Origin of the sequence: Tardiphaga sp. 862_B3_N4_1 (genome assembly GCF_051811085.1) — a bacterium.
GTDB lineage: Bacteria > Pseudomonadota > Alphaproteobacteria > Rhizobiales > Xanthobacteraceae > Tardiphaga > Tardiphaga robiniae.
On sequence record NZ_JBPWQB010000002.1, the window covers coordinates 1,223,758 to 1,239,718 of the forward strand.

The 15,961-nt window shown below is 57.9% G+C and carries 12 protein-coding genes; 6 read left to right on the forward strand and 6 right to left on the reverse strand.

The genetic code is table 11. The annotated features are described in order from the left end of the window. Window positions 1–27: 27 nt before the first annotated feature. Window positions 28–3,093, reverse strand: a complete 3,066-nt coding sequence (locus AB8B02_RS23030; protein WP_439065265.1) for an efflux RND transporter permease subunit — start codon at window positions 3,091–3,093, stop codon at window positions 28–30. Further along, complete coding sequence (locus tag AB8B02_RS23035) at window positions 3,090–4,211, reverse strand: efflux RND transporter periplasmic adaptor subunit (protein ID WP_439065924.1); 1,122 nt, start codon at window positions 4,209–4,211, stop codon at window positions 3,090–3,092. Before AB8B02_RS23035 ends, AB8B02_RS23030 begins: the two co-directional genes overlap by 4 nt. Before the next feature lie 526 nt (window positions 4,212–4,737). On the opposite strand from AB8B02_RS23035, the gene AB8B02_RS23040 reads away from it, so the two are divergent. The 4 genes from AB8B02_RS23040 to AB8B02_RS23055 all read left to right on the forward strand — a co-directional run bounded on the left by AB8B02_RS23040 (window position 4,738) and on the right by AB8B02_RS23055 (window position 8,192). Further along, window positions 4,738–5,535, forward strand: a complete 798-nt coding sequence (locus AB8B02_RS23040) for a sensor histidine kinase (RefSeq protein WP_439065266.1) — start codon at window positions 4,738–4,740, stop codon at window positions 5,533–5,535. A gap of 121 nt (window positions 5,536–5,656) precedes the next feature. After that, window positions 5,657–6,286, forward strand: coding sequence for a response regulator transcription factor (locus tag AB8B02_RS23045; protein WP_439065267.1), 630 nt, complete (start codon window positions 5,657–5,659; stop codon window positions 6,284–6,286). A 130-nt stretch (window positions 6,287–6,416) separates the two neighbouring features. Then, window positions 6,417–7,052: a response regulator transcription factor gene (locus tag AB8B02_RS23050; RefSeq protein WP_093757590.1), complete on the forward strand. Its 636-nt coding sequence runs from the start codon at window positions 6,417–6,419 to the stop codon at window positions 7,050–7,052. A 39-nt stretch (window positions 7,053–7,091) separates the two neighbouring features. Next, entirely contained in the window at window positions 7,092–8,192 is a 1,101-nt protein-coding gene (locus AB8B02_RS23055) for an AI-2E family transporter (RefSeq protein ID WP_439065268.1), read from the forward strand. Between the two features lie 16 nt (window positions 8,193–8,208). On the opposite strand, the gene AB8B02_RS23060 is transcribed toward AB8B02_RS23055, so the two are convergent. Further along, on the reverse strand, window positions 8,209–9,648 hold the full coding sequence (locus AB8B02_RS23060; RefSeq protein ID WP_439065269.1) for a basic amino acid/polyamine antiporter: 1,440 nt from the start codon (window positions 9,646–9,648) through the stop codon (window positions 8,209–8,211). Between the two features lie 108 nt (window positions 9,649–9,756). Continuing rightward, on the reverse strand, window positions 9,757–10,302 hold the full coding sequence (locus AB8B02_RS23065; RefSeq protein WP_231078828.1) for a hypothetical protein: 546 nt from the start codon (window positions 10,300–10,302) through the stop codon (window positions 9,757–9,759). A 695-nt stretch (window positions 10,303–10,997) separates the two neighbouring features. Here AB8B02_RS23065 and AB8B02_RS23070 point away from each other — a divergent pair. After that, entirely contained in the window at window positions 10,998–11,393 is a 396-nt protein-coding gene (locus AB8B02_RS23070) for a hypothetical protein (RefSeq protein ID WP_439065270.1), read from the forward strand. 501 nt (window positions 11,394–11,894) lie between these two features. On the opposite strand, the gene AB8B02_RS23075 is transcribed toward AB8B02_RS23070, so the two are convergent. Together AB8B02_RS23075 and AB8B02_RS23080 are read right to left on the reverse strand one after the other, a co-directional pair. Then, a complete protein-coding gene (locus tag AB8B02_RS23075; RefSeq protein WP_439065271.1) occupies window positions 11,895–12,365 on the reverse strand; it encodes a DUF992 domain-containing protein in 471 nt (156 codons plus the stop codon). 175 nt (window positions 12,366–12,540) lie between these two features. Next, on the reverse strand, window positions 12,541–14,367 hold the full coding sequence (locus tag AB8B02_RS23080) for a metallophosphoesterase family protein (protein WP_439065272.1): 1,827 nt from the start codon (window positions 14,365–14,367) through the stop codon (window positions 12,541–12,543). Window positions 14,368–15,393: 1,026 nt separating this feature from the next. Between AB8B02_RS23080 and AB8B02_RS23085 the strand changes: the two genes are divergently transcribed. Next, complete coding sequence (locus AB8B02_RS23085; RefSeq protein WP_439065273.1) at window positions 15,394–15,957, forward strand: HdeD family acid-resistance protein; 564 nt, start codon at window positions 15,394–15,396, stop codon at window positions 15,955–15,957. Window positions 15,958–15,961: the final 4 nt, after the last annotated feature.

Genomic DNA, 15,961 nt, shown 5'->3' on the forward strand with positions numbered 1-15,961 from the left:
GTCCGGCGTGAAACAGATACGATCTGACTATGCTTGCGCCGATCGGAGCGGCCCCGGCGCCCTCTCTTTTCCCCCGAACCATGCCACATACAATGTGGGCAGAAAGATCAGAGTGAGAACCGTCGCAACCAACAGCCCACCCATGATCGCAAAGGCCATCGGGCCCCAGAACACCGTCGGAGCGATCGGTATCATGCCGAGCACGGTGGACACGGCCGTCAGCATGATCGGGCGAAAACGAGAACTCGAGGCATCCAGCGCGGCGTCCCACACGCTTTTCCCTTCATCGCGTTCGGCGTCGATCTGACCGATCAGGATCACCGCATTTTTCGTGATCATGCCGAGCAGTGCGAGAATCCCCAGAATCGCGACGAAACCGAGCGGACGGCCCGACAGCAGAAGGGCGGCGACCACGCCGATGAGCCCAAGGGGCGCGACGCTCAGGACGAGAAACAGCCGCTGAAAGCTCTGGAGCTGGATCATGAGGACCGTAAACATGATCAGTAGCATCACCGGCACAACGGCGATGACCGACGCTTGCGATTTCTGACTTTCTTCGACCGTGCCCCCAACCACGATCCTGTAGGATGCTGGAATGGTCTTCGACAACGCGGCAACGGCCGGCGTCAGCGAGTTGACGACGGATTCCGGAATTGCACCGGCAGTGATATCCGTCTGCACCGTGAGGGTCGGGACACGATCACGCCGCCAGATCAGGGGATATTCCTGCTCGTATTCGAAAGTTGCAAACTGGCTGAGCGAAACCGTCTGCCCGCCTGGCAGCGGAACTTGCAAATTGCGCAAGTTGGGCAACGAGACGCGCTGGTCATCGACCGCGCGCGCAACGATATCGATCAAATAGATATCATCGCGAACCTGGGTGACCGTGGTGCCTGAGATGACCGTATTCAGCACGCCTGCCAGGGCTTGAGAACTCAGCCCGAGCAACCGGGCCTTGTCCTGATTGACCCGAATACGTACCTGCCTTGCCGGCTCGATCCAGTCGAAATTGACGCCATTCGCCTTGGGATTGGCGGCGATGACTTGCGCAAGCTTGAACGCAATTTCGCGCACCATGCCTGCGTCAGGACCACTGACGCGATATTGGACGGGCCAGCCCACCGGCGGCCCAAGCTCAAGAGGCGAGACCCGTGTAATCGCATTGGGAAAATCATCGGCCAGAAGCGTCTCCAGCTTTGCGCGGATACGTTCACGCGCTGCGACATCCTTTGCGACGACCACCGACTGGGTAAAAAAATCATTGGGCAGCTGAACATTGAGCGGAAGGTAGAACCGGATGGCACCGCGGCCCACATAGGTGCTCCAGCGCGCAACGTCCGGGTCGCCCTTCAGGGCGGCATCGAATTTCTGTGCGGCTGTCTGGCTGGCATAGATGGATGCATTCAGCGGCAGGCTGATATCGACGAGCAATTCCGGACGATCGGACGACGGAAAGAATTGCCGGGGGATGAACGGGAGAAGAAGAAACGAGCCGACGAAAAGAACCAGCGAGAGCGCGATGGTCAGCCATTTCGCCCGCATGGCGAATATCAGGAAGCCGCGATACCACCTGAAAACCCTGCCGGGGGCGTCTGTCTTGCGTTCCTTCGGCGGCTTGAGGATGACAACGCCCATCAGCGGCGCGAAGATCACGGCAACGAACCATGAGACGATCAGCGCGATACTGACAACGGCAAAGAGGGAGAACGTGTATTCTCCCGCAGAACTCGCGGCAAAGCCGACAGGCACGAAGCCCGCGATGGTCACCAGTGTTCCCGCCAGCATGGCGAACGCGTAGGTGCGAAAGGCAAAGCTGGCAGCCTGAACCTTGTCGTCGCCTTCAGCCAGCCGGTTCAGGGTGGCATCCGTGGTGGTCATTGCATCATCGACGAGGAGCGCGAGCGCGATAATGAGCGCGCCGAGCGATATGCGCTGCATGTCGATTCCGGCAAGCTTCATGATCGGGAACACGATGGCGAGTGTCAGCGGTATGGACAGCGCAATGATCAGGCCCGGGCGCACGCCAAGGCTGATAAAACTCACCACGAGAATGATGGCAATTGCCTGCAGCAATGACATCATGAATTCGGAGATAGCGCTCTCGACCGTGACAGCCTGGTCGGCAATGAGCTTCGGTTCAATGCCAATCGGCAGATCCGCCGTGATCGCAGCCATCGCCCGCTTGAGACTCTTGCCGAGCGCGAGAATGTCTCCACCGTCCCGCATCGAGATGGCCAGGCCGATGGCCGGCTCGCCATTGACGCGAAACAAAGGCTGCGGCGGATCGGAATAGCCGCGCGTAATCCGGGCGATGTCGCTCAAGCGGATCATGCGGCCGCCGGCGACAAAATTGATGTCAGCGACATCCTGCTCGGACTGAAATGCACCCGATACCCGAAGCGATAGTGTCTCGTCGCCCGTTTGAATCGTGCCAGCCGGCCTTATGATATTTTGCGTCTGGAGAGCGGACAGCAGTGCGGTGCGGTCGATGCCAAGGCTTGCCAGTTCCTTCATCGAAAATTCAACGAAGATCCGCTCGTCCTGAGCTCCCAGCAACTCGATCTTCGATACGTCGGGGACTAGGAGAAGCTTCGAGCGGACGTCTTCCACATAGTCGCGAAGCGCGCGGTGCGTGAAACCGTCGCTCGTGAAGCCATAGATAATTCCGAACGTATCGCCGAAATCATCGTTAAACCCGGGTCCGACCACCCCTGCCGGCAGCGTATGGCGGATGTCACCAATGTTCTTGCGGACCTGATACCAGGTGTCGGAGACTTGTTTGGCGTTCGCGTTCCCCTGCAGGTTGACGAAGATTGTGGTGACGCCTGCCCGCGTGAAACTGCGCAGGAAGTCCAGATGCGGTGTTTCCTGCAGCTTGCGCTCGAGCCGCTCGGTGACCTGTTTGACGGTCTCCTCAACCGTTGCTCCGGGCCATGCCGCCTGAACGATCATCGTCTTGATGATGAATGACGGGTCCTCGCTGCGACCGAGGCGCAAGTAGGACAGGACACCGAAGATAACGGCAACAATCATGACATAAACCACCAGGGAACGGTGCTTAAGTGCCCATTCCGAGAGGTTGAAGCCGGTCATTGCTCTGACCCAAGAAGACGTATTTTCTGGCCGGGGTGCAGCGCCTGCACACCCGCGGTCACGATGACCTCCCCCGTGTCGAGTCCCTGAGACACCACGACCTGCGCTTGCTCGAAGCGCAAGACGTCCACGTTTCGGATCGAAACCGTGCGACTCGCGGGATCGACAATCCAGACTGCGGGCTGTTGATTGGCCCTCGTCAATGCCGATGCCGGGATCTCGATCATGGGGACGGCATCCATTTCCATGCGCCCCACGACGGTCGCGCCAAGCCGCATGGCCGCCGGCGGATCCGTCAGGCCAACCTTGATTTCAAAGGTGCGCGTGACGGGATCGGCCTGGGCGCCGACCTCACGGACACGACCGTGAGCCGTCACCGCGGGATCGTCGGTCAGGCTGACGGTTATTTGCGGATCGCTCGGTGCCGATCGAAAAAATTGAGCCGGTACGTCAAAGACTGCGTCGCGGCCATCTTGCCGCGCCAGCCTGAGAATCATTTGCCCGGCCTGAACAACTTCTCCGGCGCCAGGTCCGACAGCGGTTATGACGCCCGGTGCATCTACCTTCAGCTCGGTAAAGCTCACCAGATCATGTGCCGTCTTGAGCTGGGCCTCGGCGGCATCGACCTGCGATTGAGCGGTTTGTTGCGCCTGCGTTGCCTGGTCGTAGTTGACGCGGGTGGTCCAGCCCTGTGCAAGCAGTGTCTGCTGACGATCGAAATGGTTGCGTGCCTGGGTCAGTTGCCCCTGCGCGGCCGCGACTGCCGCCTGGGCCTGGCGCAACGTGTTCAACTCATTCTGAGATTCAAGCCGCCCGATGACCTGACCGGGCTGCACCCAATCTCCGGTCTTCCCGTTGTTTTCGATCAGCCGACCCGAGATACGAAATGCCAGCGCCACCTCGTCTTCCGCTTCGATACGGCCGGTGAATGAAAGCGGCGCGCCCGCAATGCTCTTCGCAACAGTGACCGTACGCACGGGCCGCACGACAGGAGCGGCTTCATCAGACTCTCTGCCGCACGCCGTCAGCAGAAACGCCGGCACAATTGTTAGAATAATTATAATCGTCCGATATCGTGTAACTCGACATAGGTAGGCATGACGCGCATACGCAGGCATGAAGAAACCCTCGCTGAGCAAAATTGCACACCAGATTCGCTGACCACCTCGCAAAAGCAGATAGCTGGCTTTTGCCTGCGTGATCGCCTGCCCGCCAATTCTTCTATGACTCAAACTATTCTGGGGGTGCGGATATCTACCCGGTATCGGGGAAACTACTGATCGCACCAACGATTCTCTGACGCGCTGCTGGACGCTCTCAAACCGTAGCGGGATTCATGCGCCCTGTTGAAGACGACAAGGTTCCTTGTGCAAAGCAAACGCGGCAATTAACTGAAATTACTTCTATTGTTACTTCGTATATTTCGAGACTGAGTACAGTCAGTCGCACATCGGACGATCTGGCGACATCTTACTTGACGCCGATTCAATCAAGGGTATTTAGTAAGGATAACTTCGCGCAAGAGAACGATGGCATTTAACCTTAGTGGTTACTCGCCACTCGATCCAAGATGCATCGGACTACATGATGGCCCACAAGGCTCACGTAGACGACTCGTGTCGAATTCACGTTCGGGAAAAGATCGTGGTTCACGACACTTTCAACGGCACCGCTAGTGCACGAACAAAATCGAAACTTGGCAAATCAGGCCTTGGTATCCAGCTTTTGGCGCTGCAAGAAGATATGCAGCAGCGGATTGCATCAGACCTTCACGATTCGACTTGCCAGCATCTGCTGGCCGCAAGTTTGAATATGATGCGAATGAGGTGCGCCGTTGCTGGCATCGGCAGCGCCATAAAAATTTGTGATGAGATCGACGCGTCGATCTGTGAGGCTCTTAGGGAAATCAGGGCTTTCACCTACCTCCTGCATCCCCAGAATTTGCTCGACGGCGGATTGAAGTCGGCGATCGAGGAGTTTGTGGTGGGGCTTTCATCGCGGACATCGCTGGAAACGCGTCTCAAGATCGATGCTGCGGTCGATACATTGCCTAACGAAACGCAGCGCTCATTGCTGAGAGTTATCCAGGAAGCCCTCGCGAACGTCTTCAGGCACGCGAAAGCGACGCAGGTGACTATCTCGATCAAGGCCACAGACATCAACGTCACGCTTCGGATCAGCGATAACGGCTGCGGAATGCCGATTTCTCAGGCGAGAGATCGCCATAAGGCAGTGCCGCTTGGTGTTGGAATTCCGGCCATGAGAACGAGACTGGATCAGATGGGAGGCACATTTGAGATCCACTCGTCATCCACAGCGGCATGGAGCGGGACCACAGTGTACGCGACTATTCCACGAGCCATCTCGCGCAAAGGAAACAAACCAGCGGGTATCCACCAGGGCGACCGAGGATCGACGAAGATCCGACCGTCGCATGGCTAAAGGTCAGCTAACGGATTCAACAATCTGACGCTCAGCGAGGGCAACGAACTCCAGGGGCTGGATCTTCTCGATGAAAGTATTTTGCCGCCTGTAAGGAAATGACATCGGAGTACCGAGGACCATGAAGCAGATTATGATAGCCGATGATCATGACGCGGTGCGGGCTGGAATTCGTGCAATACTGGAACGACGTCCCGGATGGGAGGTCGTTGGCGAGGCTCGCGATGGTAAAGAAGCCGTTGCTTGCGCCATCGAGAAGCAGCCGGATGTCGCTATCGTTGATTACTCGATGCCATTCATGACCGGCCTCGAAGTTGCGAGGCGGATGAAGGAGTACAAACTTCCAACAGAGGTGCTTATCTTCACGATGCACGACTCGATCGCGCTTGAGCTACAGGCATCTCAAGTTGGCGTTCGCGCATTCCTGCGAAAATCCGATGCCAACAGAATGCTCCTGGCAGCCGTTGAATCACTGATGCATCACAGATCGTTTCATGCCGGCGAGACTTGCGGCACAATGGTCGGATCATCCGACGGAAATATTGGCACAAGCCGATCGCTTTCGCCGCGCGAGAAGACAATCGTTAAACTGGTTGCCGAGGGTTACAGCAACAAGCGTGTAAGCGAGACTTTGAATTTGAGTATCAAGACGACCGAGACCCACCGAGCTGCGGCGATGCGCAAGCTCAACGTAAAATCGACTGCAGGTCTGGTTCGGTACGCCGTACGAAACAATCTAGTAGAAGCGTGATTGCGCAAACATGGTCGACGGCCTTCACGGATTTGGCAGCCGTGACGCATATCATTCGAGGCGGTCGTTCTAGCGAGCTGCTTTCGTCAATTGGATATGGCCAGTGGTTCCAACGAATGGGAACGGCACTGTGAAGCAGATCTTGATTGCAGACGATCATGAAGTCGTGCGATCCGGATTGCGCGCGATCGTCGAAAGCCGTGCGGACTGGGCTGTGAGCGGCGAAGCGAGCGATGGCAGGGCTGCGGTCGCCATGATCAGGGAGTTGAAGCCCGATATAGCAATTGTCGACTATTCCATGCCCGTCCTGAATGGTCTGGAGGTGAGCCGTCAGATCAAGTTGCATTACCCGCGGACGGAGGTGCTCATCCTGACAATGCACGAAAGCAATGAAATCCTCACCGAATCCCTCCTGGCAGGGGTACGAGGCTTCTTGTTAAAGTCAGATGCGCGACATCATCTCATTGCAGCGATCGACGCATTACTCAATCACCGGCCTTACTTCACCGGTGTGGTCGTGGAAAAATTGCTTCACGACTACCTGGCCAGCAAGAAGGACAAATCGAAAGTCCTGCTGTCGTTACGCGAGCAAAACGTCGTTCAGCTGATCGCCGAAGGACACACCAACAAGTCCGTCGGCACGGTACTGAATCTCAGCGTGAAAACTGTCGAAGCCCACCGCGCATCCGCCATGCGCAAACTTGGAGTTTCCTCCACTGCCGAACTGGTCCGGTATGCAATTCGCATGAAACTGATTGGACCCTAGCTGCCATAGGAAATGTGGGGGACCATGCCTGAGCCGAGAGTGGATCAAGCCATCCTAGCCAAGGACGTTCGAAGTGGGGATCTTCCGACGGCAGGAGCGAATGCCGGCCGGCGGCTGACCCTCGGGGGAGCACTCGTTATTCTGGGTGTTGCCAGCGGCATCTTCCTCGCATGGCGCGCGTCGTCCAGCCTTCTCATCATATTTGCGGCGATCCTGCTTGCATCGCTTCTCGATGCCTGCGCTCGGTCGCTTGGTCGATACATTCCGATCGCGCGCGCGTGGCGGCTAGCCATCGTGATCGTCATCCTGACTGCAGTGGTCGTGCTGGGGACAATATGGGGGATTGGAAAAATCCCCGAGCAGGCCCGGATCCTGATGCGCGTCATGGACGCTCAACTGGATATCCTGCAACAACGTCTGCTGGCTTTTGGCGTGGATCTGTTCGGCCCGGACGGAGGGCGCGACTTCTCCCGTTGGTTTCCCGATCACGACAAGCTCTTTGGCCACGCTCAATCGGCCGTCGGGACTGCCTCGAGCTTTCTTGCCAATACGCTCGTCATCATATTTCTTGGCCTTCTCTTTTCGCTCGATCCGCAGGCCTATCGCGACGGCGTCGTATTGTTGGTCAAGCCCTCCTCGCGCGAGCGCATGCGTTCTGTTCTGGATGAAATGGGCGCCGTGCTGCGCTCATGGCTCATGGGACAACTGATCCGGATCGTCCTGATGACCGCCTGCGTGTGGCTGGCGCTCTATTTGCTCGGGCTTCCAAGCGCCTTTCTGCTCGGCCTGCAGGCCGGCCTGTCGAACTTCGTGCCTTATCTCGGGCCGATATTGGCCAGTATCCCCGTGGGATTGGTGGCAATGCCGCTTGGTCCCTCGATGGTGATCTGGGCCATCGGGATTTACACCGTTATTCAATCCATCGAGGGCTATGTGATCGGCCCGCTCATTCAGCGGCGCGCGGTGGAACTGCCCCCCGCATGGACGCTGGTCGCCATCGTCCTGCTCGGCTCTCTGTTCGGCGTTCTGGGAATTGCGCTTGCGATGCCGCTATTCGCGATCGGGCGCGTCGCCGTTCTTCGACTCTATGTGGAGGACTGCCTGGGAGATAACCTGAACGACGGTCCTGACCTTAGGTAGAGGCGGGAAACTCCGACTAGATGGAAATATTGCCCATCGCAAGATTGTAGAGGCCAGCGGCAGCTGCCACGACGATCGCTCCGAACAAGATTCCCTCGGGAGACGCAAAGACCGTTGCTTTCTGTTCCCGCCGCGCGATCACGAACAGGATCGTGACCGGCGCATAGAGAAGCGCCGAAAGCAGCAGGAAGGTGGGACCGCCTGCGTAAATCATCACAGCCGCGTAAATCGTGGCAAGCGCACCGCGCGCCCAGTCGATGGCGCGGCTACGCGGCTCTGTCTGATATGTTTCCCCGGTCCATGCGAGTTTAAGTCCGTATGCAGCGACGAACAGATAGGGGATGAGCGTCATTGAACTCGTCATCTTCAATGCCAGCGTGAAGGCATATTCAGCAAAATAGGTGACGAGCAGGAAAAGCTGAATAAGGCAGTTGGTAAGCCACAGCGCCCCTGCGGGTACCTTGTTGACGTTCTCGCGCGTGAGGAAGCGCGGCATCGTGCCATTGACAGCCGCGGAATGGAGAACCTCGGCGGCAAGCAATGACCAGGACAGATAGTTTCCAAGCACGGAGATCAGCAGGCCGATGCTGATGAATACCTTGCCCCAAGGCCCAACGATCGCTTCCAATACGCCCGCCATCGACGGCGTCGCGAGCGCGCTCAGCTCTGGGCGGAGCAGAATTCCATAGGACAGCATGGTGACCAGGACAAGCAAAGCGAGCACACCGAGAAAACCCAGAACCGTCGCGATCCCAACATCATTGCGGTCCCTTGCATAGCGCGAGTAGACGCTTGCTCCTTCGATTCCCACGAACACGAATACGGTGACGAGCATCGTGTTGCGAACCTGGCTCGACACACTGGCAAAGCTCGGCTCCTCACCGCCCCAGAAATTGAGCGCGAAGACGTCGGCCTTGAACGCAAAAGCGGCAACGACGATGAAAAGGAGTATCGGTATCATCTTCGCGAATGTCGCAATCGTATTGAGTGCGGCAGCTTCCTTGATGCCCCGGAGGATAAGGAAGTGAACGCTCCAGAGCAGCAACGAAGCGCCCACGATCGCAACGGGCGTGGTGCCATCGCCAAACACCGGAAAGAACTGCCCCAATGTCGCTTTGATCAGCACAAGACACGCAACATCGGCAAGGCAGCATCCGATCCAGTAACCGGCCGCAGATGCAAAGCCGGCATAGTCGCCGAAGCCAGCTTCAGCATAGGCGAAAATGCCCGTATCGAGATCGGGCCGACGCCGGGACAGCGTCTGAAAGACAAAAGCGAGCATCAGCATTCCGGTGCCGGCGATGCACCAGGCAATCAGGGCGCCGAGACCGCCCGTGGCGCGACCGAATGCCGATGGCAAAGCAAAGATCCCGGAGCCGACCATCGAGCCGACCACGAGCGCAATCAACGCGCCGCGCGAGAGCTTCTGATCGGATGAATTGGATGATGTTCCCATTTTTCTATTGAACCTGACGCTCGAAGACGATCGGTCGAATGAAGAAGGACCAACATTGGCGCAGCAATAGGAAGGCACCGTTTCCGGGTCCCTCCGAGATCGTTCCGGCTATCCGTTTGCACCTTCTGCAGTCGACAACACGGTGTCGTCCTCATCGAGCAGAACAGCCGCCCTGGAAAGCCGGTCAAAGAGTTTTCTGCGAGCTGCAACGGGTGGCCAGGCGTAAAGAAAGATTTCCGAAGGCTTCCAGATCGCAACCCAGCCCAGAATAAGAAAGCTCTCTGACAGAACCCTTGAAAACGGTCCCTCCGTCATTCGCTGAGCGAAGACCCAGCCGAGCAAGAGGCAAATGAAAAGGATCACCATTCCGACGACGAGTGACAGCCGGCCGGTCTTGAACAACTCGCTCAGTTCACGTGAGACGGCCTGGCTTCGAAGGCCAAAATAGTATCTGACCGCGGCTGCGATATCGGATACATGCGTTTTCCGCAGTTCGTCAGGCGGCAGATAGATGACGATTTCAATTGGGACACGGTCGGAAAACTCCAGCGCGCGATCAACGATATAATCCTCAGCCTGTAGCGCGAGATCAGTCTCGCGGAACGGAGACGGATCGAGCGTATCGAAGAGCTGCGATACCTTGCGAAGCTTCATTTCTATTCGCCCGACTTGTGCCCCTTCGGTCGAACGGTTTCTCATAGCCTTTCTCGATCGTCTTCGAGCAACACAGCGTGCTGGCGCGGCGGTCGCAGGGAATGTCCGACGAGCCGAGAAATCCCAGCAGATCATTGACGCTGCCACCAGTACAATCAGGTGTTTCCCCTAGGGCGAGATGCAGGATCCAGATTAGGGAACGCCGATTGCGCCCGCGTTTGTTGCGTCAAGCAACGCCTCAGCCAGACCGGAAACAAATTGATACCTGCGAACTCATCGGGAAATCCCCTAGGTCCCTAAGGTGATCATCCGATATCGCATCGGCTCGCAGAAGCCTAGGCTAGCTTTTTCACGGAGGACGCGACGTTTGGAATTCGCGGCAATAGACGGGATTACGACTGGATCTTCGATGAGTGAACTGGATCTGCCACCGGGTCGGCATACTGAAGACCTTCACTTCAGAACGAGAAGCATCGTCCTCAGGCAGCTACCCTTTCTTGCCATTCTCGCGCTTGCAATTGCGGGCGTGGCCTATACGAATTTTTCAGGCAAACCACTCATTGGCTACTGGGAGTTCCTTGCCCTCGCAATTGGCGTTGTAAGCGTCGTAACCGAATGGACCGAGCGCGACGACAGGCAGGCTCGGGTTCGACTGGTATGGACGCAAGCGCTTCACTGGATCGCGGTTTGTTACGATGAACATCATGCTGCTGGCAGGCGTTCAACAGCTTCTGCCTGCGCCTGCGACGAGTCTCGTGCTTTTGATGTTGCTAGCGCTTGGCACTTTTCTCGCCGGCCTGAACCTTATGTCGCTGCAAATGGGCTTTCTCGGCCTCTCAATGGCTCTGGCAGTTCCCGCGATCTCCTGGATCAAGCAATCGGCGCTCTTTCTGATTTTGGTTGTGGTCTTCGTGATCGGCCTTGCCATGGCTTTCTGGTCGCTCCGGACGGATACGCGTCGATCTGAGCGAACGGCGTCTTCACGGCCCGCCTCGCCAGGCGATCCGGTTGCCGATCACGCAGACACATCGGACGAAGATACATCGGACATCGAAGCGGCCCGCCGGCGCCTTGGGCTAAGCGACGATTAGCGGATCCGACAAACCAGGAAGCTGCGTTAGGCCGCATGGAGATGCGCGGCTTTCTCATTTAAGAGTCTCCGTTCGGAGCGATCCTCAACAGGAGATATCATGAAGCGCTTTATTGCTGCGGCAGGTTCAGGGGTGATTTTCTTGTGCGCTGCGTTCTCCGCGACTGCAGACCCTCGCGACTCCGTCGAGCGTGGTCAAAGGCTGGATTCTGAAGCAATTCGGGACGATGTCCGCACCAACCGTCTGAAGACACCAGCGTCCCCGCTCAACATAGAACAACCGCGACAACCTCAAGGACAGACACTGCACCGCAGAGGGCGACCACGCTTGCACGCCATGCCGCGACCTCCGAGCGAGCGACAATTGCGGCTGCGCCGGCAACAAAAATCAGTCGAGTGATAGGATTAAAATAGCGGTTTCCAAGGCAGGCGCCCACGATCCTGCATCGCGTGATCTCGTTGGCCTGGTTTCACGGGACTATCAAGCTAGCGGGCACCACCACTAGCGTAACGTCAGCGTCGCTATTCCCGCGGCAAGGCTCACACCGATCTGGCGCTCAAGCGACAGTGGCTGGAGCATCACGGTCCTGCGAGATCCCCCGATCAGAACATTCGCGCCCAGACCCGGGCCAAACGCAACGCTGCCACTCGCGCCGACGTAATTTCCACGGAGCGTACCCCGGCCGACCTGTGAGTTCCGGGCGAAGACCCGCCAGACCAGCGCGCTCGACGGAGTCACCCCGAGATCCAGGCCGATGCGGCGCACCGTTCCCTCATAGATGTACTGCCGTGACGCATTTCGTATCCTGAACACGCATCGCAGCGTCTGACGCGAGCCGATAATTAGGCCAATCCGGGGATTGCTCATACATGTCAGCGTTCCTGCCCTGAATGCGGCAGAGAAAGCCGGCAGCGATGAAACGCAGAGCAAAAGGGATGCGCCGAAAAGTCCAAGCAGGGCCTTCTTGATCATGGGAGCCTCCACTTTCTGCGCGAGAATATGGCAGTGGCTATTCAGCGCCGCAAGATCGCCACGTCAGGCACAACTCACAAGCTGACTCGATTTCGATTCGAATAGTTACGACGCGATGCGGCTCGGCGCGCTTTCCTGGTCGAGCCATTTCTGCCGACGATTGCGAGTGATAGCATTACGCGATCGATGATCTGGCGGTCGTATCCTCCGCCGCATCCGCTCGGTCACTCGCGCCCGCCAGCACATCGATCCGCTCCGGCTCAAGCAAGCAAAGCTGCTCACCCGGCCCGGCCGCAAGCCTGTGAATATAGAAGCGCGTGCAGGCCACATCAGCAGCGGCCATGACCGGTGACGGAGCCGAAATGACCTTCAACGAACCAAAGGTGCCGATCCAGTCGATATGGCGATGCCCGTGCATGACGACGGCCCGATCAGCAAAGGCCTTCAGCCGACGTACAAACCAGCTGCCGTTGATCACCGCCGTGCCGATGCGTTCAGCGAACGCAGTCACTGGCATCGGATACTCCATCAGGTGATGGTGCAATCCGATTATCCAACGCGCTTTCGGGAACTGAGCGATAAAGGCCTCCAGCCGGCGGGTCTGCTCGATCGAGACGAGGCCAAGTGCATTGGTGAAGGAGAAATGTGTTTCAGCATTGGAATTGAGCAGCGCTATGCCGAGTCCATTCTCCTCCAGAGGCGGAACCACCATCGGATACAAATCATCGAAGACCCCACGCAACCGGGCTGCGCGCTGCAGGCCACCGAGGTCCGCGAAGTCGGCCATCTGACGGCGATACGGCGCCAACGCGTCGGTCAGTGTCGTTGTATGACCTTTCGCGTCTTTCACAACAAAAGTACGATCGCCCTGAATGGCAGCGATGGTCGAAAGCGTGCGGACCTGTCTCAACCGTTTGCCCGGACTGAACGGGAGATCCAGCCGTGCCGGATTCGCCCGGTCCACGATATTGATGTCGTGATTTCCGGGCAGCACGAAGGTGCGCGCGACGAGGTCCGGATAGTGTGACAGGACGTCCAGAAACTCCGCCCATTCGGTCGCCCGTCCGGCATCGGTCATATCGCCGCTGATCAGTACATGGTCGAGCGGATCAACGGCGTGAATGGCGGCCAGCCGCGCCAGCACTTGCTCAAGACGCTCATTCCCCTGCGGCCCGGCGCGCCCGCTTTCAATGCGGAAACCGTATCGTTCGCCGACCACATGGAGATCCGACAAATGAGCCACGCGCCAGATCCTGGCATGCGCCGGCGCTGCATCGAACGCGACAATATCCACCGGCTGCGCCATACGGGCATCGGCCAGGCCCCAGACAAGCGATGCGCCGGCAAGGTAGCCGCATATCAGGACTGCGGCATTTGCCAGCGTCGGAATGATCAAACGATGAGGAACACCAAAATCTTCGAGGCTTCCTGTCCAGCGCGAGGCTGGCCACGCCCACATCGCAACCGCTACAGCGCAGATGGAGATGGCGATTCCTGCCGCGGCCGAATTCACCGCGCGCAAGCGCGCTCTTCCACGCACGGTCAGATGTCTCCCCAGCATCTTCTCCGTCAGATGCTGCAAGCCCTCGCGGCCGAGAACATATCCAGGCTGGATGGCAAGCGCGTTAAGAGACCAGAAGTTGACCTCGGCGAACCGAAACAGAGGCTTCCAGCCGATCCACCCCAGCGCGACAATCCCGATTGCCACCAGCAGCGCGCCGATCTCGGTCAGGACGAGAACCTTGTCCGACAGAGTTGAGAGCCAGGCAGAAGCAACCAATGCCGCGAGACCCAACGACACCGCCGGCAGTAACAACGATACTGTCCAGGCAAACAGGAGCTTCGGCAGACTGACTTCAACAAGCAGGCTCCCGGCCATCGAGAGCAGAGTTCGCTGTTCAGGGCTGGCGGCATCGTCCTCGATATCGCCCCTACGCGGGTCGATCGTTTCCCTGTTCCACTCCTTCGTTGGCTCGTCGTCTCCCGCATCCCCTCTCTTCATGGCACCGCCTCTTGTGAACAGGCACAATCCTGTCACGAGAGTAACGCTATCATATCTTCGACGACATCCGCACGCGTCAGGGTTTGACCCGATGCAACATCACCGCTCGCATGATGTAATTACCGAAGCATGGCGAGAGATGAGCGCGGCAAATAGAGACAGGTCACTGAAAATATCACTCAATTTCTCGAACATGTTGCGGCATGCAGATCTAATTAGGCGGTTCAAGACTTCTGAAAATTGAGACAGCGAGGCATACCCATATCGAGCGCATCTTCCCGTTCTGATTGACGGACTGCGCCTTTGGTAATATCCATTCGCCCCGTGCGATATCAAAAATCAGGCTGATAAAAAGCCGGAACGGAGTCCCATGGACTCGCAATCGATCGCAACACAGGCTGAACGGCCTGATGTCCCGACTGGGCAATCGACCTGGTCGGAGACTGTTCAAGGGCTGGCGCCTGAAACCCATCGCCGCTTCACAACAGCTTTCATGGGTGAACTATCATTCGCGACCGCCATTTGCGCGCCCATGCACGTCCGCGCCTCACCGTTGATCTTGCGATGCCGTCGCCATTCGGAGTCGCTACGATTATCGGCTCTGCCGTGCAATTCCGGTGCCTCCTTATATCCCTGACGTTCCTTTTCTATTCTTGAAAGGAGAAGTTCTATGGAAGCGATGGATCGGCGAAACCTCTTGCAGGGCCTTCTGTTCAGCGCGGTCGCCACGGGGCTTGGCACGAGCGTCTTTCTGACGACTGCCAAGGCCGCGCCAATCCCGCTGCAGAAAGACCTTGCCAACAAGTTGGAGCCCCTCACCGAAAACGCCCAGGTGGTTGTGGCGGGCCGGCCGCCACGCAGGGTCCTTCACCACCCGCATCGATCGTGGCGACGTCGTCGCCGTGTGTGTTGGTGGCGCCATGGTCGCCGCGTCTGCGCTTGGCGCTGATGGTGTGAAGCGCATGCGCGGTGACACGGGCGGCCTCAAATCATAGCGCAAAAGCAGCGCAGGAGCGGGAGGACAAGATGACGACGTATGGCAATAGTTCCTCGGTAAGCGTCAGCGGCTTGTCTTCACCGCCGTTCTGGATATGCGTACTGCTTGGCATCGTTCTGATTTTGGCCGGGCTCCTGATCCTCGGCGACGTCGTTCTCGCCACTGTCATCAGCACGCTGTTCATCGGCTGGACGGCCATTGCCGCTGGCGTGTTCGAAATGATCCATGCGTTCTGGACCAAGGGATGGGGAGGATTTCTGTGGCAGATCCTGCTCGCCATTCTCTACATCGCATTCGGCATCGTTCTGGTGCAACAGCCCGTCGCCAGCGCAATCATCCTCACCTATGTCCTCGGTATATTGCTGCTGGTTTCCGGCGTCATTCGCGCGCTGCTCGGATTTAGCCGCTGGAGCAAAGGGGGCTGGATCATGCTGGCTTCAGGACTGTTCGGCGTTCTGGCAGGTCTGGTTATTCTGACAGGTTTTCCCAGGACAGGCCTGTGGGTCCTCGGCTCTCTGCTGGCCGTCGACATGATCTCTCACGGTCTGGCGTGGCTCGCTTACGCATGGCAGCTGAGAACCAAGGCAGCATAGCCGC